This window comes from Actinomadura violacea (genome assembly GCF_017573465.1).
Taxonomy (GTDB): domain Bacteria; phylum Actinomycetota; class Actinomycetes; order Streptosporangiales; family Streptosporangiaceae; genus Spirillospora; species Spirillospora violacea.
Genome location: NZ_JAGEPF010000017.1, coordinates 1 through 22242 on the forward strand (window position 1 = coordinate 1; position 22242 = coordinate 22242).

General features: G+C 71.2%; 22 protein-coding genes and 1 tRNA gene. 13 read left to right on the forward strand and 10 right to left on the reverse strand.

What is annotated here, in order from left to right:
* On the reverse strand, positions 1-406 hold a 406-nt coding region (locus J4709_RS26870; protein WP_208244594.1), incomplete at its 3' end, for an SDR family oxidoreductase.
* 90 nt (positions 407-496) lie between these two features.
* Here J4709_RS26870 and J4709_RS26875 point away from each other — a divergent pair.
* Complete coding sequence (locus J4709_RS26875; RefSeq protein WP_208244595.1) at positions 497-1444, forward strand: AraC family transcriptional regulator; 948 nt, start codon at positions 497-499, stop codon at positions 1442-1444.
* On the opposite strand, the gene J4709_RS26880 is transcribed toward J4709_RS26875, so the two are convergent.
* Positions 1380-2651: an MFS transporter gene (locus J4709_RS26880; RefSeq protein WP_208244596.1), complete on the reverse strand. Its 1272-nt coding sequence runs from the start codon at positions 2649-2651 to the stop codon at positions 1380-1382. The genes J4709_RS26875 and J4709_RS26880 overlap by 65 nt on opposite strands.
* A gap of 72 nt (positions 2652-2723) precedes the next feature.
* Here J4709_RS26880 and J4709_RS26885 point away from each other — a divergent pair, with 72 nt between their 5' ends.
* Both J4709_RS26885 and J4709_RS26890 read left to right on the forward strand, forming a co-directional pair.
* Positions 2724-3566: a LysR family transcriptional regulator gene (locus tag J4709_RS26885; protein WP_232384121.1), complete on the forward strand. Its 843-nt coding sequence runs from the start codon at positions 2724-2726 to the stop codon at positions 3564-3566.
* Positions 3567-3617: 51 nt separating this feature from the next.
* Complete coding sequence (locus J4709_RS26890; protein WP_208244598.1) at positions 3618-4526, forward strand: NADP-dependent oxidoreductase; 909 nt, start codon at positions 3618-3620, stop codon at positions 4524-4526.
* A 28-nt stretch (positions 4527-4554) separates the two neighbouring features.
* Here the strand turns inward: J4709_RS26890 and J4709_RS26895 are convergent, their stop codons facing one another.
* The 3 genes from J4709_RS26895 to J4709_RS26905 all read right to left on the reverse strand — a co-directional run bounded on the left by J4709_RS26895 (position 4555) and on the right by J4709_RS26905 (position 7180).
* Positions 4555-5163 carry a VOC family protein gene (locus J4709_RS26895; protein WP_208244599.1) on the reverse strand — a complete coding sequence of 203 codons (609 nt, stop codon included), beginning with the start codon at positions 5161-5163 and terminating at the stop codon, positions 4555-4557.
* A gap of 265 nt (positions 5164-5428) precedes the next feature.
* The gene (locus J4709_RS26900; protein WP_208244600.1) at positions 5429-6784 is read right to left on the reverse strand and encodes a hypothetical protein; all 1356 of its coding nucleotides are present in this window, start codon (positions 6782-6784) and stop codon (positions 5429-5431) included.
* Positions 6785-7094: 310 nt separating this feature from the next.
* Positions 7095-7180: transfer RNA gene (locus J4709_RS26905), tRNA-Leu, on the reverse strand.
* Between the two features lie 127 nt (positions 7181-7307).
* On the opposite strand from J4709_RS26905, the gene J4709_RS26910 reads away from it, so the two are divergent.
* From J4709_RS26910 to pknB, 7 genes are read left to right on the forward strand one after another with little or no spacing between them, the layout of a single operon-like run.
* Positions 7308-8063, forward strand: coding sequence for an FHA domain-containing protein (locus J4709_RS26910; RefSeq protein WP_173097590.1), 756 nt, complete (start codon positions 7308-7310; stop codon positions 8061-8063).
* Between the two features lie 11 nt (positions 8064-8074).
* Positions 8075-8596, forward strand: coding sequence for an FHA domain-containing protein FhaB/FipA (locus J4709_RS26915; protein ID WP_208244601.1), 522 nt, complete (start codon positions 8075-8077; stop codon positions 8594-8596).
* Positions 8593-10182: a Stp1/IreP family PP2C-type Ser/Thr phosphatase gene (locus tag J4709_RS26920; RefSeq protein ID WP_208244602.1), complete on the forward strand. Its 1590-nt coding sequence runs from the start codon at positions 8593-8595 to the stop codon at positions 10180-10182. The genes J4709_RS26915 and J4709_RS26920 overlap by 4 nt, the downstream gene beginning before the upstream one ends.
* The gene (locus J4709_RS26925; RefSeq protein WP_208244603.1) at positions 10179-11765 is read left to right on the forward strand and encodes an FtsW/RodA/SpoVE family cell cycle protein; all 1587 of its coding nucleotides are present in this window, start codon (positions 10179-10181) and stop codon (positions 11763-11765) included. The genes J4709_RS26920 and J4709_RS26925 overlap by 4 nt, the downstream gene beginning before the upstream one ends.
* A 10-nt stretch (positions 11766-11775) precedes the next feature.
* A complete protein-coding gene (locus tag J4709_RS26930; RefSeq protein ID WP_208244604.1) occupies positions 11776-13260 on the forward strand; it encodes a peptidoglycan D,D-transpeptidase FtsI family protein in 1485 nt (494 codons plus the stop codon).
* A complete protein-coding gene (locus J4709_RS26935; RefSeq protein ID WP_208244605.1) occupies positions 13257-14693 on the forward strand; it encodes a serine/threonine-protein kinase in 1437 nt (478 codons plus the stop codon). The genes J4709_RS26930 and J4709_RS26935 overlap by 4 nt, the downstream gene beginning before the upstream one ends.
* Before the next feature lie 22 nt (positions 14694-14715).
* Positions 14716-16524: a Stk1 family PASTA domain-containing Ser/Thr kinase gene (gene pknB / locus J4709_RS26940; RefSeq protein ID WP_208244606.1), complete on the forward strand. Its 1809-nt coding sequence runs from the start codon at positions 14716-14718 to the stop codon at positions 16522-16524.
* Between the two features lie 435 nt (positions 16525-16959).
* Here the strand turns inward: pknB and J4709_RS26945 are convergent, their stop codons facing one another.
* Genes J4709_RS26945 through J4709_RS26955 form a run of 3 tightly spaced genes read right to left on the reverse strand, consistent with a single transcriptional unit; the run spans position 16960 to position 18590 of the window.
* Positions 16960-17157, reverse strand: a complete 198-nt coding sequence (locus J4709_RS26945; RefSeq protein ID WP_208244607.1) for a hypothetical protein — start codon at positions 17155-17157, stop codon at positions 16960-16962.
* An 8-nt stretch (positions 17158-17165) separates the two neighbouring features.
* On the reverse strand, positions 17166-17807 hold the full coding sequence (locus J4709_RS26950) for a class E sortase (RefSeq protein WP_208244796.1): 642 nt from the start codon (positions 17805-17807) through the stop codon (positions 17166-17168).
* A 27-nt stretch (positions 17808-17834) separates the two neighbouring features.
* The gene (locus J4709_RS26955; RefSeq protein ID WP_208244608.1) at positions 17835-18590 is read right to left on the reverse strand and encodes a DUF881 domain-containing protein; all 756 of its coding nucleotides are present in this window, start codon (positions 18588-18590) and stop codon (positions 17835-17837) included.
* Between the two features lie 109 nt (positions 18591-18699).
* On the opposite strand from J4709_RS26955, the gene J4709_RS26960 reads away from it, so the two are divergent.
* The gene (locus tag J4709_RS26960; protein WP_173097599.1) at positions 18700-18957 is read left to right on the forward strand and encodes a cell division protein CrgA; all 258 of its coding nucleotides are present in this window, start codon (positions 18700-18702) and stop codon (positions 18955-18957) included.
* Positions 18958-19210: 253 nt separating this feature from the next.
* Here the strand turns inward: J4709_RS26960 and J4709_RS26965 are convergent, their stop codons facing one another.
* Positions 19211-20095 (reverse strand): rhomboid family intramembrane serine protease, encoded by an 885-nt coding sequence (locus J4709_RS26965; RefSeq protein WP_208244609.1) that lies wholly within the window; start codon positions 20093-20095, stop codon positions 19211-19213.
* A 61-nt stretch (positions 20096-20156) separates the two neighbouring features.
* Positions 20157-20720: a peptidylprolyl isomerase gene (locus tag J4709_RS26970; RefSeq protein WP_208244610.1), complete on the reverse strand. Its 564-nt coding sequence runs from the start codon at positions 20718-20720 to the stop codon at positions 20157-20159.
* Positions 20721-20854: 134 nt separating this feature from the next.
* Between J4709_RS26970 and J4709_RS26975 the strand changes: the two genes are divergently transcribed.
* Together J4709_RS26975 and J4709_RS26980 are read left to right on the forward strand one after the other, a co-directional pair.
* Positions 20855-21322: a hypothetical protein gene (locus tag J4709_RS26975; RefSeq protein ID WP_208244611.1), complete on the forward strand. Its 468-nt coding sequence runs from the start codon at positions 20855-20857 to the stop codon at positions 21320-21322.
* A gap of 107 nt (positions 21323-21429) precedes the next feature.
* The gene (locus tag J4709_RS26980; RefSeq protein WP_208244612.1) at positions 21430-22206 is read left to right on the forward strand and encodes an acyltransferase; all 777 of its coding nucleotides are present in this window, start codon (positions 21430-21432) and stop codon (positions 22204-22206) included.
* Positions 22207-22242 lie beyond the last annotated feature (36 nt).

Here is a 22242-nt window from a genome sequence, read left to right on the forward strand (position 1 = left end):
GCACGATCGTCCACTCCAGGCCGCAGTCCTGCACGACCTGCTCGCAGGCCCGCGCCTCCTCCTCGCCGCGGCCCGACAGCAGCACCACCCGCCGCACCCCGGCGGCCGCCGCCGCGGCGGTGAACGCACCGATCGCCTCCGGCGCACCGGGCGCGGCCAGATCGGGGTAGTAGGACAGGTAGACCGCCTGGACGCCCTGCAGGACCGGCGCCCAAGTCGCCTCGTCGGTCCAGTCGAAGCCCGGGTCGGCCGACCGCGAGCCCATCCGGACCGGCACGTCCAGGGCCTCCAGCCGCTCGACGACCCGCCGGCCGGTCTTCCCGGTCCCGCCGAGGACGAGGACGAGACCGTTCTCCGTGGTGGTCGTGGCGGTGGTCGCCGCGGTGTTCGTGGTGGTGTTCGTCATGCCCTTGAGTCAACCGGCGCAGCCGCTCGTCCAACATCGTTGAGAAGCTCGGCTCCATACGCCGGCGTCCATCCCGTTTACGCTGATCGCATGGACGCCCTGACCGACCTCCTCGACGGCCCCCGCGCACGCGGCGCGTTCATGATCCGCTCGACGCTGAACCCGCCGTGGTCGGTGCGGATCCAGGACCGGGCGCCGCTGACGCTCGTCGCGATGGTCCACGACGAGGCCTGGATCGTCCCCGACACCGGGACGCCCGTGCACGTCCGCCCCGGTGACCTGGTCATCTGCCGCGGCCCCGATCCCTACGTCGTCGCCGACAGCACGTCCACCGAACCGCAGATCGTGATCCAGCCGGGCCAGCACTGCACCACCCCGGACGGGACGAGCCTGTCGGAGGCGATGGACCTCGGCGTGCGCGCCTGGGGCACCGATCCGCACGGCACGGCGGTCATGCTCGTCGGGACCTACGAGACGCGCGGCGCCGTCACCCAGCGGCTGCTCGCCGCGCTGCCGCCGCTGGCGGTCGTGCGCGGCGACACCTGGCGGACGCCGCTGGTCGGGCTGCTCGACGAAGAGATCACCAAGGACGAGCCGGGCCAGGAGGTCGTGCTCGACCGGCTTCTCGACCTGCTGCTCATCCAGACCCTGCGCGCCTGGTTCTCCCGTCCCGAGGCCGAACAACCCGGCTGGTACCGGGCGCACGGCGACCCGGTGGTGGGCCCCGCGCTACGGCTGCTGCACGACGACCTGACACACCCCTGGACGGTCGCGGACCTCGCCGCGAAGGTCGGCGCGTCCCGGACCGCACTCGCGCAGCGGTTCAGCAAGCTCCTCGGCGAGCCCCCGATGGCGTACCTGACCGGCATCCGGCTGGCCCACGCCGCCGACCTGCTGCGCGAAAGCGACGCCACCCTCGACACGATCGCCCACCGGGTCGGCTACGGCACCGCGTTCGCGCTCAGCACCGCCTTCAAACGCGAGCACGGGACGAGCCCGCAGGAGTACCGCTCGAACGCGGCGACGGCGACGGCCTGACGTCCGCTGCTCCGGCGGGGACGGGATCGCCGAGCGGAGGCCGCGTCGGGGCGGGCGAGCGGCGGGACAGCAGGTGACCCGTGAGCGCGGCGGCGAGCCCGGCCAGCCCGGACGCCGCGAAGCCGCCGCCCGGCGCCGACAGGTCGATCACTCCTCCCACGATCGGGGAGCCGAGCGCGAAGCCCGCGCTCAGCGCCGAGGACTGCAGGCCCGTCGCCTCGCCGCGCACGCCGGGGGGCGCGAGCCGGCTCACCGCGTCGGCCACCGTGGAGAGGGTCGGCGCGGTGAGCAGCCCCGCGCCGGCGCCCGCGACGCACAGCCAGCGCCAGTCGTGCGCGAGCGCGGCGGGAAGGGTCACCAGGCCGAGCAGACCTAGCAGACCCCAGGTGGGGAGCGGCCGGGAAAGAGCGCCGTACACGAGCCCGCCGATGACGGAGGCCACGCCGTAGGCCGCCACGACCAGGGCGGCCCAGGACACCTGGCCGGCTTCTTCGAGGGTGGCGACGATGGCCAGGTCGGTGCCGCTGAGCAGCAGCGTGGCGCCGAACGCCATCACCAGTGCGGCGATCATGCGCGAGCCCAGCCAGTCCCGGCGGCGGGGGCGGGCGGCCGTGCCGGCGTCCACCTCGTCCTTCGCACGCAGCGGCGGGTCGAGCAGGGCGACCCCGGCTCCGCCCGCCACGATCGCGGCGCCGACCCCCCAAGCCACCACGCCAGGGGAGATCTGGGCCGCGCACAGGATCACGATCGGCGGGCCCACCATGTACGACAGCTCGCCCTGCACCGATTCCAGCGCGAACGCGGCGCGGCGCTGCCCTGCCGTCGTCATCGCGGTGATCGCCTGCCTGGTCACCGGCTGGGCCGGCACCATCAGCAGACCCGCCGCGAAGGCGGCGCCCAGCAGGATCCCGTACGGCAGGATCGGCACGCTCAGCCAGAAGACGACCTGCAGTGCGACGGTGACCAGCAGCACGGCACGCGGGCCCCGCGCGTCGATCATGCGGCCGAGCAGCGGCCCGCCCAGCGCCATCCCCGCGGTCAGAGCCGCCGCGACACCACCCGCCGCCGCGTAGCTCTTGTCCAGGCCCAGGACGACGTACAGCGTCAACGCCATCACGTTCGCCGTGATCGCGGCGCGGGCGAGCAGCGAGACGCCCAGCAGTGGCGCCATCCCCGGCACGGCGAGTACCTGTCGGTATCTGGTCACCCGCGTGACGGTAGATCGCCCGCCGAGCCATAGGAAGTGGCCAAATGATTGGAGCCGCCATAATCAGTGCTTATGGCCAGGGATCTCGAGACCGCGTTGCTGCGGTCGTTCGTCACCGCCGTGCGATCGGGCAGCATCAGCCGCGCCGCCGCCGCGCTCGGACACAGCCAGCCCGCGCTCAGCCAGCAATTGCGCAAGCTCGAGAGCACCGTCGGCCGATCGCTGCTGTACCGCTCGCCCTCCGGCGTCGTGCCGACCCGGGCCGGCGAGGAACTGCTGCCGTACGCCGAGCGCATCCTCTCGCTCTCCGCACAGGCGCTCACCGAAACGGGACGCGCGCTCACCGGCCACTGCGGCGTCAAGCTGCACGAAGACCTCACCGCGTCCCGCCTTTCGCAGGCCCTCGCCGATCTCGCCCGGCTGCACCCCGGCGCGACGCTGGAGGTGCTCGCCCTCTCCAACACCGCGATGCGCGAGGCGTACGACGCGGGCCGCGTCCACCTCGTGCTCGACGAGATACCGGACATCCCCGGGCCGCCGCGTTGGACGGTACGCCGCCCGCTGGTCTGGGCCGTCGGCCAAGGTGTGGACGTGGCCGCCGATCCGCTGCCGGTGGTGCTGTTCTCCGACCCGTGCTCCTTCCGCACGGCAGCGGTGGAAACGCTGGAGCATGCCGATCGGCGCTGGCGGGTAGCGTTCGAAAGCAACACCCTGCCCGGCGTCCTCGCCGCGGTACGGGCCGGGCTGGGCGTCGCGGCGCTCATGCCCGCCAACCTCGAACCGGGCATGGTCTGCCACGACGCGGACGCCCTGCCCACCCTGCCGGACGTCGAGTTCGGCCTCGCACGCCACCCGCGAACCGAAGGCGACCCGCTGATCGACGCCGTGGAGGCCGCACTGCGACGCATGATCTGACCCCGCGCCCGCCCGCCGGCCGCCCGCTTGAGCCGACACAGGAGAACCGCGATGAAAGCGATCCGAGTCCACACCCGCGACGCGGGCATCGACGGCCTCGTCCTGGAGGACGTCCCCTACCCGCACGCCGCCGAGAACGACGTCATCGTCAGGGTCCACGCGGCCGGGTTCACCCCCGGCGAGCTGACCTGGCCCGGCACCTGGACCGACCGCGCCGGCCGGGACCGCGCGCCGAGCATCCCCGGCCACGAGGTGTCCGGCGAGGTGGCGGAACTCGGCTTCGGCACCACCGGCCTGACCCCCGGCCGGCGGGTGTTCGGCCTCACCGACTGGACGAGGGACGGCGCGCTCGCCGAGTACGTCGCGGTCGAGGCCCGCAACCTGGCGCCGCTGCCCGCCTCCGTCGACCACGTGCGGGCGGCCGCGCTGCCGGTGGCGGGCCTCACCGCCTGGCAGGCGCTGTTCGTCCATGGACGCCTGGAGACGGGGCAGACGGCCATGGTCCACGGCGCGGCCGGCGCCGTCGGGTCGCTCGCCGTCCAGCTCGCCCGCGAGGCCGGGGCGCGCGTCATCGGCACGGGCCGCGCCGGCGACCGCGACCGGGTCCTGTCGCTGGGCGCCGACGACTTCGTCGACCTCGCGGACGGCCCCCTCACCGGTGAGGTGGACCTGGTCCTCGACGTGATCGGCGGTGAGGTGCTCGACCGGTCGGCCGCACTGGTCCGGCCCGGCGGCACGCTCGTGACGGTCGCCGCGCCGCCGACGGTACGGCCCGAGAACGGCCGGGCGGTCTTCTTCGTCGTCGAACCCGACCGGGCACAGCTCGCCGAACTGGCTCGGCGGGTCCAGGACGGCCGGTTGGAGCCGCTGGTCGGCGCCGTCCATCCCCTGGCGGACACGCGTGAGGCGTTCCAGCGCAAGACCCGCACTCCCGGCAAGAGCATCATCCAGATCCCCTGACCGGCACCGAGGGCCGCCGGTCATGCCGTCAGGCGGACGCGGTCTCCCAGGCGAACCCGTCGGGGTCGGTGAAGGGACCGGCGTCGCCGCTGATCACGATGCGGTGCGATCCGGTGCCCTCCAGGGGGACGCCGATGTCCTTGGCGAGGGCGCGGCGCGGGTAGAGCGCCAGCGTGACCGCCGACGCGGTGTCGAACTCGACGTACTTGCCGCCGAAGCTCTTCGCCACCGCGAGCCCGCGGTCGACGTAGAACCGCTTGCTCGCCTTGACGTCCGCGACCCCCAGCAGGAGCGCGACCCGGTCGATCTCCCGGGCGACGGGACCGGTGTCCTTCTTCTTGGAGGTCGCGATCTTGCAGATCGTCCCGTCCGGGGCCTGGACGACGCCGCCGTACCCCCAGAAGCTCTTCGCGGCCGGCTTCAGCGTGGTGGCGCCGGCGTCGAGGGCGGCGTTCATGAAGGCGTCCACGTCGCCCGGCTGGGACACCACCAGGGACAGCGCGAACCCGCGGAAGCCGTCGGCCGCCGCGTCCGAGGCGCGTACGTCCACGTACGGGCCCAGCCCGAAGGCCTCGTAGAAGGCCTTAGCGGCCGCGGGGTCGGCGACTTCCAGGGTGACGGATCCGAAGGTGGCCATGGCGTTCCCATCCAGTGCGTTCAGTGAGGTCGCGGCGTCGATGCCGGCCTCGTCGTCCGGGTGCCCACAGCCTGCCGCCCGCCCGGCCCTCCCCACATGCGTGGCGACCACGGATTCGCCTACGTAACGGGGACACGCGGAAGCACCTGGGTACGCCGGAGCGCGTCTGTCCCTCTGGTCCCTGCGGTAACAGAAGACCGGCGGAGAACGACCCCGGGTGGGGCGTTCCCCGCCGGTCAGCGGCGGTTGCGGTTCGACGGGATGGCTACCGGTCGCCTCGCCACGGGAGAACGGTCATGACGGGAGGCGGGCCCGACCGGCCGCCAGGGGACGGGACGGCGTAGGTGGTGACGTGGGTGTCACTGGGCGTGCCGGCGGCCCACGTGTCGCCGGTGCCTGCGAAAGTGGCGGCGAAGTAGCCGTTGCCGTAGGCGCGGACCTTGGCCGTGTAGCGGCCCTTGCCGTCGGTCTTCACCCACTTGACGTGGTACCAGGTCTTCTTGCCGCTGAACCGGAAGATGATGCGCACCTTCTGGCCGGGGAAGGCGCCGAAACGCTTCTTGCTGCTGTAGTAGCGGCTCAGGGTCCCGGAGACGGTGATGTAGCGGTTCTTGCGGACCTTGGTCGAGGACGCCTTCAGCTTGGACATCGAGGTCGACCATCGCCACGTCTTGCGCACGGGACTGACGGAGGGCGCCGTGGCGGTGTCCCCGGCGAAGCGGGCCCGCCAGTAGCCGGAGTTGTTCACGTCGAACGAGGCGCTGAACTGTCCCTGGCTGGTCTTCATCCGGCGGGCGGTCTGCCAGCCGGTGCGGCCGTCGGGAGAGTATTCGAGGAGCACCTGCTTGCCGTTCACGTCTCCACCGGCGGAGGCCGCGTACAGAGTGCCGTATGCCTCGAAACGTCCGTAGGCGTCCATGGTCGCCGACAGCGAGGTCTGCGTGGCCGGCCGGACGCTGACCGCGGGGAGGGTCGCGGTGGAACCTTCGTAGAAGCCGGCGGCGGGTGTCCGCGCGACGTAGGTCGCGGTGCAGGACGGCTTGATGGTGCTGCTGAACCGGCCTTCGGCGTCCGTGCTGGCCTGGAAGGTGTACATGGGGTTGGTGCAGCGGGACGGGTCGACGGCGGGGTCGATGACGACCGTCCGTCCGGACAGCGGCCTGCCCTGGTAGGTGACCTGACCGCTGAGGGTGAGGGGCTGGCCCTCGTCCAGGCCCGTTCGGCTCCCGACCAGGGTCGTCTGCGTCTTTCCATGGACGACCTGGACGGTCACCATGGCGGAGTGGATTCCGAGCGACGGAACATCGGCCCAGACGTTCACCGAGTCGCTCGCCCCGTTGGGCCTCAGCGTCGCGGTGAAGGTGCCGTCGGCGGTGGTGGTGGCGTCGGTGACCGAGCCCCATCCGGTGTTCGTGGACAGGTCGACCGGGATGCTCGCGGCGGGGGTTCCGTCCGCGGCGAGCACCTTCCCGGTGATCGTGGTCGTGGGGTTGTCGGGGTCGACGGAGGCGGCCTGGGCGGCGAGCTCGATGGACGCCGCCCCGTCGGCGAGGGCGGGAGCGGCCGTCAATGTGCCGAGGATGAGCACGGCCGCCGTCCCGGTGGTGGCGATACGAAGCACGAGTGTCCCTTGGGTGGGCGCGAAGATCAGCGTTGATCAGGACGTCCGGCCCGGCGACCGGGTTGCCCCCGACACCCGATCGTGATCTTCATCGGGCCGCGCCCGGCCGGGGGTCCGCGCCATCGCCGGCGTTCACGAGGCCGGCACACCATCACGAACCGGACCAAGGGCCGAGGCGCTCTCCTGCACGGCCGCCTCTTTGGTCCCAGCGGTCACAGAAGACTGGCCTCCGCAACGACGAAGACCCCGGAGCTTGCCGCTCCGGGGTCTGATTCGTCACTGTAGGGCTACGACTTTCGCCGGTACCCCTTGGTGGGCGAGGAGGGATTTGAACCCTCACATCCTTTCGGACACACGGACCTGAACCGTGCGCGTCTGCCGTTCCGCCACCCGCCCAGGGTGTCGGCCCGTCTCCGGGCGCTTGAAAAGGCTAGCACGGTCGGAGCAGTGGTTAGCTACTCGGATACTTCTCGCGAACCTTCGCACCGATACGATCGTCTACCAGTGGGGAGAGGAGGTGCCCGTGGGCGTCATTCAGCGCTTCGAGCGACGGCTCGAGGGCATGGTCGAAGGGGCCTTCGCCCGTGCCTTCAAGTCGGAGCTGCAGCCGGTCGAGGTGGCCAGTGCTGTGCAGCGCGAGATGGACGATCGGGCCGCGATCGTGGCGCAGGGCCGCACGCTGGTCCCGAACGACTTCGTCGTCGAGATCTCTCAGCAGGACGGGCAGCGGCTGCAGGTGTACGCCGACAGCCTGAGCCAGGAGCTGGCGAATCTGGCGCGCGAGTACGCGAAGGAGCAGGGGTACTCCTTCGTCGGCCCGGTGCGCGTCCGGTTCGAGAACGCCGGGGATCTCGCCACGGGCATGTTCCGGATCCGGTCCGGTGTGATCAGGGGGTCCACCGTGGAGGGCGGGGAGATCCGCCAGCCGGTGAGCGACGTGCCGCAGGGCGGGCGGGGCGGTGCCTTCGCCGGCCATCCGCGGCTCCTGGTGACGACGGCCGTGGAGGGCTCCGACACGACGCAGCGCACGTACGACATCAACACTCCGGTCACCCTGCTGGGTCGCGGCACCGACTGCGACCTGCGTCTCGTGGATCCGGGCGTGTCCCGGCACCATGCCGAGATCCGCGTAGAAGGTCCCGAAATCGCGCTCGTGGATCTAGGGTCGACCAACGGCTCGTTCGTGAACGGGCAGCCGATCCGGCGGGTGACGCTGGTGGACGGCTCCCGGGTCACGATGGGCCGCACTACCCTTGTGTTCCGCCGCGATAGGGAGTAACCCCGACTCCGATGTCCGATTTCACCCTCACGCTGATCAAGCTGGCGTTCCTCGCGGTGCTCTGGCTCTTCGTCATCGCGGCCGTCGGTGTGATCAGGGCCGACCTGTTCGGCTCGAAGGCGGCGACGAAGGCGGCCGCGCGGGCGGCACAGCAGCCCCGATCCCACAAGGCGGGCCGGCCGCAGCAGGCCGCGGCACCGCCACCGCCGCCGCGCCGCGGCGCCCACGGCGGCGGCAGCGGCGCCCCCAGCAAGCTCGTGGTCGTCCAGGGCGAGCGGGCCGGCACCGTCATCGACCTCACGGGGGTGCCCATCACCATCGGACGCGCCAATGACGCCACGCTCGTGGTGACCGACGACTACGCTTCGAGCCGGCATGCCCGACTTTATGCGCAGGACGGTCAGTGGATCGTGGAAGATCTCGGCTCGACCAATGGCACATATCTCGGACGCACGAAGGTGAGCCGGCCGATGCCGGTACCGCCCGGCGTACCGGTCCGTATCGGCAAGACCGTGATCGAGCTGCGCAAATGACACTGGGAATCCGCTACGCCGCGCGCTCCGACGTCGGCATGCTGCGCGAGGGCAACGAGGACTCGGCGTACGCGGGGGCGCATCTGCTCGCGGTGGCCGACGGGATGGGCGGGCACGTCGGCGGCGAGATCGCCAGTGCCGCCGCGATCGACGCGCTGCGCGGGCTCGACAAGGACCTGCCCGCGAACGAGCTGCTGGCCGCGCTCGAGCACACGGTGAAGACGGCCAACGACAACCTGCACCGCATCGTCGAGTCCGACCCGGCCCTGCAGGGCATGGGGACGACGCTGACGGCGATGCTGTGGGCCGGCAACCAGGTCGCGCTCGTCCACATCGGGGACTCGCGCGCCTACCTGCTGCGCGACGGCAGCCTCTTCCAGATCACGCACGACCACACGCTGGTGCAGTCGCTGGTGGACGAGGGCCGGATCAGCCCGGACGAGGCGGCGACGCACCCGCAGCGGTCGCTGCTGCTGCGCGCGCTCGACGGCCGCGGCGAGGTCGATCCGGACCTGTCGCTGCGCGAGGCGAAGGTCGGGGACCGCTACCTGCTGTGCTCGGACGGGCTGTCCGGCGTGGTGACGGCGGAGACGATCTTCCAGGTGCTGACGGACGCGACGGAGCCGGAGCAGGCCGTCCGGCAGCTGATCGACCTGGCGAACCGGGGCGGCGGCCCGGACAACATCACCTGCGTGGTCGCCGACGTGGTGGACCTCGACCGGACGCCGCCGACGGGCGGGCCCGGGCACGCGGTGGGCGCGGCGGCGAACGCCGCGCCGCCGGAGGCGCCGGGCGGCGGGACGGGCCCGAACACGACGGTGGCCGACACCCCGGCGGGGCGCGCGGCGCAGCTGCGCGACACGATGCCGCAGCCGCCCGTCGCGGTGGACGAGATGCCGCCGCCGGCGCCGATGCCGATGGGCGAGCCGATGGCGGGGCCGCCGGGCGCGATGCCGCAGGCAGTGCAGGAGCCGATGCCGGCGCCGCAGCGGCGGCGCGGCGGGGGCGTGCGCAAGTGGATGTGGCTGATCGTGGTGGCGGGCGTCGTGGTGGTGGCCGTGGCGGCGGGCGGTTTCGTGCTCCTGCAGAAGGTCCGGGGCGGCTACTACGTCGGCACGGAAGGCGGCAAGGTCGTCCTGTACCGGGGCACGACGCAGAAGGTGCCGGGGCTCAGCCTGTCGCGCAAGGCCGACAAGCAGCCGAACCCGCCGATCCTGCTGGCGGACCTGCCGCTCGACCTGCAGGCGCAGGTGAAGGGGACCTACACGGTGAAGGGGCCGTCCGCGCTGGACGACCTGAAGAACCGGGCGTGCAAGTACGTCCTGACGGAGGAGGCCGGCAAGGTCGTCGTCGTCAAGGGGCGGGGCCAGCGCAACTGCCAGGAGAAGAAGATCACCAACAGCGACATCCCGCTGAGCGAGCTCCCGTCGTCGGACGCGACGGCCGTGACGAAGGGCGGCCTGGCGTTCATCGGGCAGGCGGCCGCGGAGGCCAAGCTCAAGGAGCTCGGCGACCGCCGCAACGCGTGCAAGGGGAGCAACCCGTCCATCAAGGACTGCCCCTCCGACGGGGGAAGCCATAGATGAACTCGCTCGGGGAGCAGATCAGGTCGGTCCTGCCCTACCAGCGGCGGAACGCGGCGTCGTTCGCGCTGCTGGCGTTCGCGATGGTGCTGACGCTGTCGGCGTTCGCGGAGGTCGGGCTGGCCCGTGACGGGTACCTTCCCGCCGGGCTGTTCACCTACGGCGGGGCGCTGCTGGTGCTGGCGTTCGCCGCGTACTTCGTGATGGCGAAGTTCCTGCCGTACGCCGATCCGCTGCTGCTGCCGCTGGCGGTGGCGCTGAACGGGCTCGGCCTGGCGATGATCTACCGGCTCGACCTGGACACCAGCGAGGGCCACAAGGTGGCGCAGCTGGCGGGCAAGAAGCTGATTCCCGACGACGCGAACGCCACCGGCCAGCTGATGTGGACGTTCATCGGGATCGCGATGTTCGTCGCGGCCGTCCTGATCATGCGGGACACCAGCAAGCCGGACGCGCCGCTGTCGTTCACGCCGAAGACGGCGCAGCGCTACACCTACCTGACCGGCCTCGCCGCGATCATCCTGCTGCTGCTGCCGATCGTGCCGGGCATCGGCGCGGAGATCAACGGCGCCAAGGTGTGGATCCACGTCGGGCCGCTGTCGGTGCAGCCCGGCGAGTTCGCCAAGCTGCTGCTGGTGGTGTTCTTCGCCGGGTACCTGGTGAACAAGCGGCAGGCGATGTCGCTGATCGGCAAGAAGATCGGCCCGTTCAGCCTGCCCCGCGCCCGCGACCTCGGCCCGATCGTGGTCATCTGGTTCTTCAGCCTGGGCGTGCTGTTCATGCAGAAGGACCTCGGTACGGCGCTGCTGTACTTCGGCCTGTTCGTGTCGATGCTGTACATCGCGACGCAGCGGTTGTCGTGGGTGGCGATCGGCATCGGGATGCTGGCCGTCGGCGTGTTCGTGGCGACGCAGCTGCCGTTCATGGCGCACGTCAACCAGCGCATCGACATCTGGCAGAACCCGAAGCCGTACTTCGACGGCGGCTGCCTGCTGCACGACGGCAAGGTCGTCCCCGTCAACCCCGACACGACGATCTACAAGAAGGAGCAGGCCGCCGGCAGCGGCTACCCGGGCTTCACGGCCTGCACGAAGCTCGGCGGCGACTACTCCGACAGCCGGCAGCTGATGATGGGCCTGTTCTCGCTCGGCGAGGGCGGGGTGCTCGGCAAGGGCCTCGGGCAGGGCGAGCCGTGGCGGACGCCGCTGTCGTTCAGCGACTTCATCTTCGACTCGATGGGCGAGGAGCTCGGTCTCACCGGGTTGATGGCGCTGCTGCTGATCTACGCCTTAATCGTGCAGCGCGGGATGAAGACCGCGGTGGCCGCGCGGGACCCGTACCTGAAGCTGTTCGCGGGCGGCGTCTCGTTCGTGCTGGCGCTGCAGGTCTTCGTGATCGTCGGCGGTGTCACCAAGCTGATCCCGCTGACGGGTCTGACCACGCCGTTCCTGTCGCAGGGCGGTTCGTCGCTGATGGCGAACTGGATCCTGATCGCGATCCTGGTCCGGATGAGCCACGACGCCCGCAAGCCCGCCCCGCAGGCCATCCAGGACGAGGGCATGACCCAGATCGTGAGCACGAGGTGATCTCCGCTCCATGAACATGGACAAGCCGATCCGCTGGGTGGCCGTCTTCGGGATGCTGCTGTTCTTCGGGTTGATGGCACAGGTGAACTACGTCCAGGGCAGCGAGGCGGAGAGCCTGCGCACCGACCCGCACAACGCGCGGCAGTACCAGGACCTGTTCAACTCGCCGCGCGGGGAGATCTCGGCGGGCGGCGAGGTGCTGGTGACGTCGCCGTCGACGGGCAAGGACAGCCCGAAGTTCGGCCGCGCCTACAAGGACGGGCCGATCTTCGCGCCGATCACCGGGTTCTTCGGCGGCAGCGGGACCGCCACGCAGGTCGAGCGCGCCTACAACTCGCTGCTGGGCGGCAAGGACAAGCGGATCGCCAACCAGCACTGGTTCGACACGTTCATCGGCAAGAAGCCGGAGGGCGCGAACCTGGAGCTGACGATCGACCCGCAGGCGCAGCGGACCGCGTACGCGCAGCTGAAGGCGCAGACGGCGCCGGGCCGCCGCGGCGGCGCGGTGGTGATCGACGCCAAGACGGGCGCGATCCGGGTGGCGGCGTCGTGGCCGTCCTACGACCCGAACGAGGTGGCGCCGCAGACCGGTGACAAGGGCGTCAAGCGGCTGGGCGAGCTGCAGAAGGGCAGCGGCGTGCTCCGGCCGCTGAACGACAACGCGCTGAGCCAGACGTTCCCGCCGGGGTCGACGTTCAAGACCGTCACGGCGACGGAGGCGATGCGCAAGCTCGGCATCAACGACCAGACGACGGTGAACACCTCGCCGCTCAAGCTGCCGGAGTCGGGGATCAACCTGCCGAACGACAGCGACAGCGGGGCGTGCGGCTCGTCGGCGCCGTTGAAGGGCGCGTACGCCGAGTCCTGCAACACCTCGTTCGGGCGGCTGGCGCTGCAGCTCGGCATCGAGCGGCTGAGCCAGGGCGCCGCCGACTACGGGTTCGGCAAGCACGTCACGATCGAGCCGTACATGCCCGCGGCGGAGAGCGACGTGCCGATCAACTTCATGGGCGCCGACGGCAAGCAGCAGCACACCGGCCAGGACGCGACGGCGCGGTCCGGCATCGGCCAGGAGAACGTGCGGGCGACGCCGCTGCAGATGGCGATGGTCGCCTCCGCGGTCGTGAACCACGGCAAGCTGATGAACCCCTACGTCGTCGACGACGTGCGGGCGAAGGACCAGAGCGAGCTCTACAAGGCCTCGCCGAAGCAGTACGGCGAGCCGCTGTCGGGCGACCAGGCGTCCCAGCTCCAGGACATGATGCGCGCGGTGGTCGCGCAGGGCACCGCGAAGAACCTGCAGGGCATGAACATCGCCGGCAAGACCGGTACCGCGGAGCAGGACGGCAACCCGAACGCGCGCTGGTTCGTCGGGTTCGCCCCGGCCGACAATCCGCGGTACGGGTTCGCGGTGATGACCGAGGGCAGCGGCTTCGGCGCGACCGGCGCGGGCCCGATCGCCGCGGCGATCATGCGCCAGGTGCTGAAGAAGTGAGCGCGGGCCTCGTCCTGAAGAACCGGTACCGGCTGCTGGAGCGGCTGGCCACCGGGGGGATGGGCGAGGTCTGGCGGGCCCGGGACGAGTCGCTGGGCCGTCCGGTGGCGGTGAAGCTGCTGCGGCTGGAGCTCGGCGGGGACCTGTCGGCGCGGGCCCGGTTCGAGTCGGAGGCGCAGTTCGCGGCGGGCCTGCAGCACACCGGGATCGCGCAGGCGTTCGACTACGGCGAGCAGGACGGCCGGACGTTCCTGGTGATGGAGCTGGTGCCGGGCGAGCCGCTCGACGAGATCCTCGCGCGCGACGGCGGCCTGCCGGTGGAGGCGGTCCTGGACCTGCTGGTGCAGGCGGGCCGGGCGCTGGCGGTGGCGCACGAGGCGGGGATCGTGCACCGCGACGTGAAGCCGGCGAACCTGATGGTGTCGCCGGACGGCACCCTGAAGATCACCGATTTCGGCATCGCGCGGCGGCTGGCGGCGGCGTCGCAGACCGCGACCGGGATGGTCATGGGGACGGCGCACTACATCTCCCCGGAGCAGGCGTCGGCGACCGGGATCACCACGGCCGCCGACCTGTACTCGCTGGGCGTGGTGGCCTTCGAGTGCCTGGCCGGCGAGCCGCCGTTCGACGGGCAGACGCCGGTGGAGGTGGCGCTCAAGCACGTCCGGGACGCGCCGCCGGAGCTGCCGGCGCGGGTGCCGGAGTCGGCCCGCGCGCTGATCATGGAGCTGCTGGCGAAGGACCCGGCGGACCGTCCGGCCGGGGCGTCGGCGCTCGCGGACCGGGCTTTGGAGATCCGGCGGTCGCTGAGCACGGGACGCCGTGCCCGGGACGGCCGGCCGGGGCAGCGCCCCGCGGCCGTCGACCCGGTGGCCGAGCCGCTGCGCACCGGCCCCGCGCCCGAGCGGCGGACGGCAAGATCATCTACTTTGTCGGGATTTGACGCTGACGGTGCGGAGGATAACCTCACCAGCGGAACGGGAACCGGGCAACGGCGCACGGTACTGGCGTTCACCTCGGTCGCCGCGGTGCTGCTGGTGGTGGGGGCCATCGTCGCGGGCTCGCTGTGGAAGGGCGCGTCCGGTTCGGCCCGCGACCGCCGGGACGCGCCCCGGACCCCGGTCATGAGCCCGGTCGGCGGCGACAGCGTGGACGTCCCGGCCACCGCGCCCGGCCGGCCGCGGGCCGGGCGGACGCCGACCCCCGGACCGGCTGTCACCCGGCCGCACCGGACGCATAGGATCCGTCCGTCAACGTCACCGAGCCGCAAGGCGTCCCCTACACACAAGCCGACCACGAAACCGTCCCGGGCGACTCCCACCGCCCCTGAGCCCACACCGACACCGACGGCGAGCACCACGACTCCGTCAACTCCGAGCCCGGATCCCTCGCCCACGCAGAGCGGGGAGCTAAGTTCGGACACCAAGGTGTAGACGTACGAGGGAAAGTGCACATATGAGTCAACCTCGGCTGCTCGGCGGCCGCTACGAGCTCGACACGGTGATCGGGCGTGGCGGCATGGCCGAGGTCTACCGTGCCCGTGATCTGCGATTGGATCGCGTGGTCGCGATCAAGACGCTGCGCTCGGACCTGGCGCGCGACCCCACGTTCCAGGCCCGCTTCCGGCGCGAGGCGCAGTCGGCCGCGTCGCTGAACCACCCCTCCGTCATCGCCGTGTACGACACCGGCGAGGACATGATCGGCGATACCCCGATCCCCTACATCGTGATGGAGTACGTCGACGGGAGCACGCTGCGCGACCTGCTGCGGGAGAACCGCGCGCTGCTCCCGGAGAAGGCACTGGAGATCACCGACGGGATCCTGCGGGCGCTGGACTACAGCCACCGCGGCGGGATCGTGCACCGCGACATCAAGCCGGCGAACGTGATGCTGACCCGGCAGCACGAGGTCAAGGTCATGGACTTCGGCATCGCCCGGGCCATGGCCGACTCGGCGTCCACGATGACGCAGACGGCGCAGGTGATCGGCACCGCGCAGTACCTGTCGCCGGAGCAGGCGCAGGCCAAGCGGGTCGACGCCCGCAGCGACATCTACTCGACCGGCTGCGTGCTGTACGAGCTGCTCACCGGCCGTCCGCCGTTCACCGGCGACTCCCCGGTCGCGATCGCCTACCAGCACGTCCGGGAGGAGCCGGTCCCGCCGTCGCAGGTCGACCCGCAGATCCCGCAGTGGGCGGACGCGATGGTCCTGAAGGCGATGGCGAAGGACGCCGACCACCGCTACCAGAACGCGACGGAGTTCCGGCAGGAGATCCAGCGCGTCCTGCAGGGCCAGCCGGTGGCCTCGACGGCGGCGTCGACGATGCTGATGGGCGCGCAGCCGCAGGGCACCCAGGTGATGGGCGGCTATCCCGGTGGCGCGCACACGCAGGTCCAGCGCCCGATGGACGACGGCTACACCCTGCCGCCCGCCCACTACGACGACGGCCTCGACCACCGCGGCGGCGGCGGCAAGAAGGCGGCGCTGTGGATCGCGCTGGCCGTGGTGTTCATCGGCGGCGCCGCGCTCGTCGGCTGGATGATGAGCGGCGGCGGGGGCGGCGGCAGCGACAAGGTCGCGGTCCCGACCTCGATCGTCAACACGCAGCAGGACGCCGCGAAGGCGCAGCTGACCAAGCTCGGCCTGACGGTCGGCGACCCGAAGTACGACTACAGCGACGAGGTCGACAAGGGCCTGGTCATCACCTCGACGCCGAAGCCCGGCACCGAGCTGAAGAAGGGCTCCTCGGTCGTCCTGCTGGTCTCCAGGGGCTCCAAGCCGGTGCCGAAGGTCGAGGTCCCGGACGTGACCGGCAAGACCTACTCGGTCGCGAAGAGCATGCTGGAGGAGAAGGGCTTCAAGGTCGAGAAGTCGGTGCAGACGAGCGACAGCGTCCCGCGGCTCAGCGTGATCAGCACCGACCCGACGGCCGGCTCGCAGGTGAAGCCGAAGTCGACGGTGACCGTCGTCATCTCCAACGGCCCGAGCAACCTCAAGGTCCCGGCGCTGTTCAACAGCAGCAAGCGGGCGGCCTGCTCGAAGCTGGAGAGCCTCGGCCTGAGGTGCAAGGTGCAGGAGGGCACGCCGCCGCCGGACAAGCAGGTCGCGACCGGTTTCGTCTACGACCAGTCGCCCGGCCAGGACGCGACGGTGGCCCCCGGCGACACGGTGACGATCTTCGTGGCGCAGCAGCCCACCCAGCCGCCGAACCCGACGGACTCACCGACCACGGGCATTCCCAACTTCCCCAACTGGGGTAACTGACCGAACGACGAAGGGCCCGCCCCCCGCAGGGGACGGGCCCTTCAACATGTCCACAAGCCCCACGCACCCACCACCCCCAACCGGCAGCGCAACCACGACGCACCAGCAGAAGATCGTCCGTAAGCAAGGCCGGCAGCGACCCGAGCGTTGCGATCGCGTGCGAAGCCAGATTCGAGCGAAGCAAGAATCTGATCGCGCAGCGAGCCCCTAGGCGAGCCGGAGCGATGCAGCGATCGCCGCAGTGCCCGCCGAAGGGAGGGCCCCCAGGGCCCGACCGCCAAGGGCAATGCAAATAAGTAAGGGCTTCCGCCACTCGGGGGCAATGGCGGAAGCCCTCGATAGGTCTTCGTGTGGGGCGTCTCGGACGTTACGGGTTTCAACCGAACTTTTCTGATGTATCCGGCATGACGCCCAGCGGGGGCCTGAACGTGCAGGTCAGCGGGGTTGTGTGGTCGAGGTCCCGGCGGGGGTCGGGGTGCCGTCGACGACGCCGTGGTCGATCTGGACCTTGGGTTCGAGCCAGGGGAACACGCCCCACCACAGGACGGCGGCGAGGGCGGCGGCGATCGCGAGGGCGATGCCGGTCTTGGCGGGCCAGGTGCCGGGCAGGTGGCGCCAGAGCCAGGCGTACACGGTCTCTCCTACCTTCCGGCGGCGGACGGGGCGCCCGCTGCCGCGCGGGGCACGGCGGACGCCAGCTCACCGAAGATGATCATCCGCTTGGCGGCGGAGTACTTGGGGTGGCAGGTGGTGAGGGTGATCAGCCGCTCGCGGGGCGCGCGGCCGGGGTGGAACGGCACGGGGTCGGTGACGTCGACCTCGGTCGGCTTGACGATCTTCCGGTCGGTGACCTTGTAGACGTACTGGTCGTCGCGGGTGTCGATGAGGATCTCGTCGCCGCGGTCGAGCTCGCCGAGCTTGTTGAAGGGGGCGGAGTAGGTCGTCCGGTGGCCGGAGACGACGAAGTTGCCGAGCTGGCCGGGCAGCGCGGTGCCGGGGTAGTGGCCGGGACCCTTGCGCAGGTCGGGGACGCCGACGCCCTCGATGATCACGTAGTGGTACTTCTTGCCGAACTTGGGGATGCGGATCATCGCGAGCCCGTTGCCGAGCCTGACCTTCTCGGTGGTGACCTTGGGCGCCTGCCAGGACCGCATGAGCTGCTTGCCGAGCCTGTCCTGCTGGGCGCTGGTGTACTGGCCGGTGCCCCACAGCTCGTAGGTGACGAACAGCATCACGATGACGCCCGCGGTGATACACAGCTCGCCGAGGCCACGGATGACCATCCGCACGCCGCGTCCCCCTCCCGAGGCTCAGTGGGCGCCGGCCGGCGCCTCCGTCGGCACCGTAGCGTGCTTCATGTGGATGTTGCCCGTGTAGGCGGGAAGCTCGGCGCGGGCGATCGTCCGGACGGTGTAGCCGAGCCCGTAGGCGCGGACGTACTTGCGGTAGATCGCGATGTCGGGGGACGCGGCGAGGGCGGCGCGCAGGCGGGCGGGGTCGCCGGCGGCGGTGATCCGGAACGGCGGGGAGTAGACGACGCCCTGGAGGATGAGGGTGTTGCCGACGCACCGGACGGCACTGGTGGCGATCACCCGCTGGTCCATGATCTGCATGGCGTGCGCGCCGCCGGCCCACAGCGCGTTCACGACGGCCTGGACGTCGCTCTGGTGGACGACGATGTCGTCGGGGCGGACGCCGTGGGGCAGCCCGCCGGGCGGCTGCGGCGCGTCGTCCAGGGTCACCCGGACGGCGGGGCCGGTGGCGGGGGTGAAGCCGGCGGCGGGGGCGAGCCGGTCGGCGTCGCCCTGGGCCTGCTTGACGCGGGCGTCGGTGCGGCCGGCGGCGCGGGACAGGCCGTCGACGTCGCGGCGGAGCCGCCGGTAGTCGGCGCGCTCGCGGCGGTTGCCGCGCTGCTCGTCGCCGATGAGGTCGGTGACGCGGGTGCGGCCCTCGTCGCGCAGGCTGGTGCCGCGGGCGGTGCTCGCGCTCGCCGCGAACAGGGTTCCCGCTAGAAGCGTGAGTGCTGGGATGATGCTTCCCCACGCCGAACGCCGTACCCTCATCATCCTGAACTGCTCATCAGTCAGTGCTCACCAGCGACTACGCTAACCGACAAACCACCCATGCGCGGTCCGGCGCTCCGGCCGCCGGACGCACGAGGAGAACGATCCCACCGTGGCCAAGTCCAAAGTGCGCAAGAAGGCCGTTTACACGCCCCCGCAGAAGTCGAAGGCGCCGGAGGTCAGCCCGCGCTGGCTGGTCCCGACGATGGTCGCGCTGTGGCTGATCGGCCTGGCGTGGATCGCGGTCTTCTACGTGACGGCCAGCACCGGCACGAACGTGCCGTTCATGTCCGATCTGCACAACTGGAACCTGGGGATCGGCTTCGCGGCGATCATCCTGGGCGTGGTGCTGTCGACCCGCTGGCGCTGACCGGTCCCTGCTCCGGCCGATCGGGTCGATCGGGCCGATCCAGCCGGGATACCCGCTTTCACGTCACGCGAATCCACGAAAGTTATCCACAGGCTGGGGATCCCTGGCCGCGGCTTTCCCCAGGTTTTCCACAGGCGGGGTACCGAACGGTCTTCGGACGCCCGGTGCCGCACACGGAAGAGCCGCCCGCACCCCGAGGGGCACGGGCGGCTTCCGCGCGTCCAGGAGCCGTTCAGGAGCCGCTCAGCGGCCCTCAGGTCAGCGCGAGCGTCTTGACCGCCACCAGGACCGCCAGGGCCGCGAACGTGACCACCGGCATCCCGATGTGGAACAGCCGCCGCCGCGCCGCCGGCGCGTACGCGTACGCCAGCGCGATCAGCGCCCCGACCACGAGCCCGCCGACGTGCCCCTCCCAGGAGATCCCCTTCACCGAGAAGGTGATCACCAGGTTGATGACCAGCAGGAAGACGATCGGCGCGGCGGGCGCGCCCAGCCGGCGGCCGATCACGAAGTACGCCCCGAACAGGCCGAAGATGGCTCCGGACGCCCCCACCGCCGCGCCGCTCGGGTCGACCAGGTACAGCAGCACCGAGCCGCCGAGCCCCGCCAGCAGGTACAGCGCCAGGTAGCGCCAGCGGCCGAGCACCTGCTCGAGCGCCGGCCCCACCGCGTACAGCGCCCACATGTTGAACAGGATGTGGGTGAAGCCGAACGACCCCCCGCGCTCGTGCAGGAACATCGTCGTGACCAGCCGGTACCACTGCCCCCCGGCGACCCCGATGACCTCCCCGTCCGGCTGCACCCACCGGCCCAGCATCATGAAGTCGGTGACGACCCGCGTCGACGCCAGCTCGGCCAGGTACACCGCGATGCACAGGCCGATCAGCGAGTACGTGACGACCGGCATCGCCGACACCGGGCCGCGCGCGCCCAGCGCCGTTCGCGGGGCGGCACTGCGCGCGCCGCGGTTCCCCCCGGCGACGCACTCGACGCACTGGTGCCCGACGGCCGCGTCCCGCATGCACTCGGGGCAGATGTAGCGGTCGCACCGCGTGCAGCGGACATAGGTCTCCCGCCCCGGATGCCGGTAGCAGGTCGGCACCGAGGTCTCGGGCGCGGGACTTTGCTCTGTGCTCATCGGGTCTCCGTCGGGCCGTCGCGGGGTGTCACCCGGCGCTGGGTCTCACCCTGGAAAACGACTAACGCCGCTCGATCGTCACCGATTCGATGACGACGTCGGTCTCGGGACGGTCCATCCGGCCGGTCTTGACATGGCTGATCTTGTCGACGACGTCGGTGCCCTCGACGACCTTGCCGAAGATGGTGTGCCGGCCGGTCAGGTGCTGCACCTGACCGATGTTGTCGGTGGTGATGAAGAACTGCGAGCCGTTCGTGCCGGGCCCGGCGTTCGCCATCGCCAGCAGGTACGGCTTGTTGAACTTCAGCTCCGGGTGGAACTCGTCCTTGAACTTGTAGCCGGGGCCGCCGGTGCCGGTGCCCAGCGGGTCCCCGCCCTGGATCATGAAGCCCGGGATGACGCGGTGGAAGACCGTCCCGTTGTACAGCGGCGCCTCGGACTTGGCGCCGGTGTTCGGGTCGGTCCAGGTGCGCGCGCCCTCCGCCAGCTCGGTGAAGTTCGCCACCGTCTCCGGCGCCTGCTCCGGGTACAGCTGGATCACGATCTTGCCGAGCGACGTGGTGAGCGTCGCGAAGGTCTCGTTGGCCACGCTGGCCGCCTCCTCGTGAAGTGGATCTGTGTGCATTTCCCGCGGGTCCCGGCCAGGCCCGAATCCGTCACGGTGCGTGACGATGCGATCGCGTACATCGGGTTTACCCTCCGGCTCTCGGGAAGGCTTCCTGACAGGACCTCGCAAACAGGGAGGTTAGCGTGTCCCTAATGATTAGTATCCGCCGGAAGCCGCAGGACGAGATGCTCTCGCGGCTCAGCCGCGTCCAGGAGGCGGCCCGCCAGGGCGCCGGACGCGCCCAGGAGGGCGCCTCCGCCATGGCGGAGCGGATCATGCCGGCCGCCCAGGACCAGGTGATGGTCATGCGCGGCTGGAGCGCACCGCGCCTGCGGATGGCCGCTCAGTACGTCGAGACCGGGCTCGCCCCCAGGGTGAGCGCGTTCCTCGGTGACGTCGCCCAGCGGGTGGAGCCGCCGAGGAGCAGGCCGCGGCGCGGCGCCATGATGGCGATGATGGGCATGGTGGCGGCCGCCGGCATGGCCGGCATCGTGCTGACCAAGCGCGACGCCATGCGCGACATGACCGGAGGTTCCGGGGAGCAGGGGGAGGCCGTCTCGGCCGACTCGATGACCGTCTCCGGGTCCGACGTCGACGGGCAGGTGCACTCGCCGCACTGACCGTCCGCGCAGCCCGCACGGCGCGGGGCCCGGCCGTTGTGGCCGTGGTCCCGCGCCGTGCGGTCCTCGCGTTCCGCCGGTTACTACCACCCGGTACGGTGAACGCCATGTCGCCGAACCCGCGCGCCATGGCGCAACTGCTGGCCGACCGGGCCAAGGACGGGGCCCGCCGCGGCCTGCACACGGCGGTGCACGCCGGCTGGAAGTGGATCCAGCGGCAGGGCGAGATCACGCCGCACACGCCGGGCCGCCGCCGCTTCGCCTATCTCGGCGAGGGCGCCTGCATCGGCTTCCCGGTCGGCGCGATCTACGGCGAGCCGTGGATCTCGATCGGCGACCACACCCTCGTCGGCACGCACGTGACGATCTCCGCGGGCTTCGTCCCCGGCCTGGACCTCGGCCCGGACGTCATCGTCAAGATCGGGTCGAGCTGCTCGCTCGGGCGCGGCACCCACATCGTCGGGCACCAGTCCGTCGAGATCGGCGACGACGTCTTCACGGGCCCGAACGTCTACATCACCGACCAGAACCACACCTACGGCGACACCAAGACGCCGATCGGGCGGCAGTGGCCGGAGAACAACCCGGTGGTGATCGGCGACGGCTGCTGGATCGGCACCGGCGCGATCATCCTCCCGGGCACCCGGCTCGGCCGGAACGTCGCCGTCGCGGGCGGCGCGGTCGTCCGCGGCGAGTTCCCCGACCACGCGGTGATCGGCGGCGTGCCCGCGAAGGTGCTGCGCAGCTACGACGACGAGAACGGCTGGCAGCCGCCGCTGCGCAACGGCCCGCTGATGTCGCTGGACGAGCTCGCCGCCCTCTCCGTGGACGGCCTGGAGGGCCTCCAGCTGCTCCAGGACAAGCTCCGCGAGGAAGCGGGCTAAAGACGAACGTGAAAAAGCCCCGTCCGGGTGGACGGG

Coding starts and splice junctions, on each gene's coding strand:
- J4709_RS26895 (WP_208244599.1), bottom strand. CDS start 5,163: ATGGCCACCTTCGGATCCGTCACCCTGGAAGTCGCCGACCCCGCGGCC.
- J4709_RS26920 (WP_208244602.1), top strand. CDS start 8,593: ATGACACTGGGAATCCGCTACGCCGCGCGCTCCGACGTCGGCATGCTG.
- J4709_RS26955 (WP_208244608.1), bottom strand. CDS start 18,590: ATGATGAGGGTACGGCGTTCGGCGTGGGGAAGCATCATCCCAGCACTC.
- J4709_RS26875 (WP_208244595.1), top strand. CDS start 497: ATGGACGCCCTGACCGACCTCCTCGACGGCCCCCGCGCACGCGGCGCG.
- J4709_RS26885 (WP_232384121.1), top strand. CDS start 2,724: ATGGCCAGGGATCTCGAGACCGCGTTGCTGCGGTCGTTCGTCACCGCC.
- J4709_RS26930 (WP_208244604.1), top strand. CDS start 11,776: ATGAACATGGACAAGCCGATCCGCTGGGTGGCCGTCTTCGGGATGCTG.
- J4709_RS26980 (WP_208244612.1), top strand. CDS start 21,430: ATGTCGCCGAACCCGCGCGCCATGGCGCAACTGCTGGCCGACCGGGCC.
- pknB (WP_208244606.1), top strand. CDS start 14,716: ATGAGTCAACCTCGGCTGCTCGGCGGCCGCTACGAGCTCGACACGGTG.
- J4709_RS26965 (WP_208244609.1), bottom strand. CDS start 20,095: ATGAGCACAGAGCAAAGTCCCGCGCCCGAGACCTCGGTGCCGACCTGC.
- J4709_RS26970 (WP_208244610.1), bottom strand. CDS start 20,720: ATGCACACAGATCCACTTCACGAGGAGGCGGCCAGCGTGGCCAACGAG.
- J4709_RS26925 (WP_208244603.1), top strand. CDS start 10,179: ATGAACTCGCTCGGGGAGCAGATCAGGTCGGTCCTGCCCTACCAGCGG.
- J4709_RS26915 (WP_208244601.1), top strand. CDS start 8,075: ATGTCCGATTTCACCCTCACGCTGATCAAGCTGGCGTTCCTCGCGGTG.
- J4709_RS26950 (WP_208244796.1), bottom strand. CDS start 17,807: ATGGTCATCCGTGGCCTCGGCGAGCTGTGTATCACCGCGGGCGTCATC.
- J4709_RS26890 (WP_208244598.1), top strand. CDS start 3,618: ATGAAAGCGATCCGAGTCCACACCCGCGACGCGGGCATCGACGGCCTC.
- J4709_RS26975 (WP_208244611.1), top strand. CDS start 20,855: ATGATTAGTATCCGCCGGAAGCCGCAGGACGAGATGCTCTCGCGGCTC.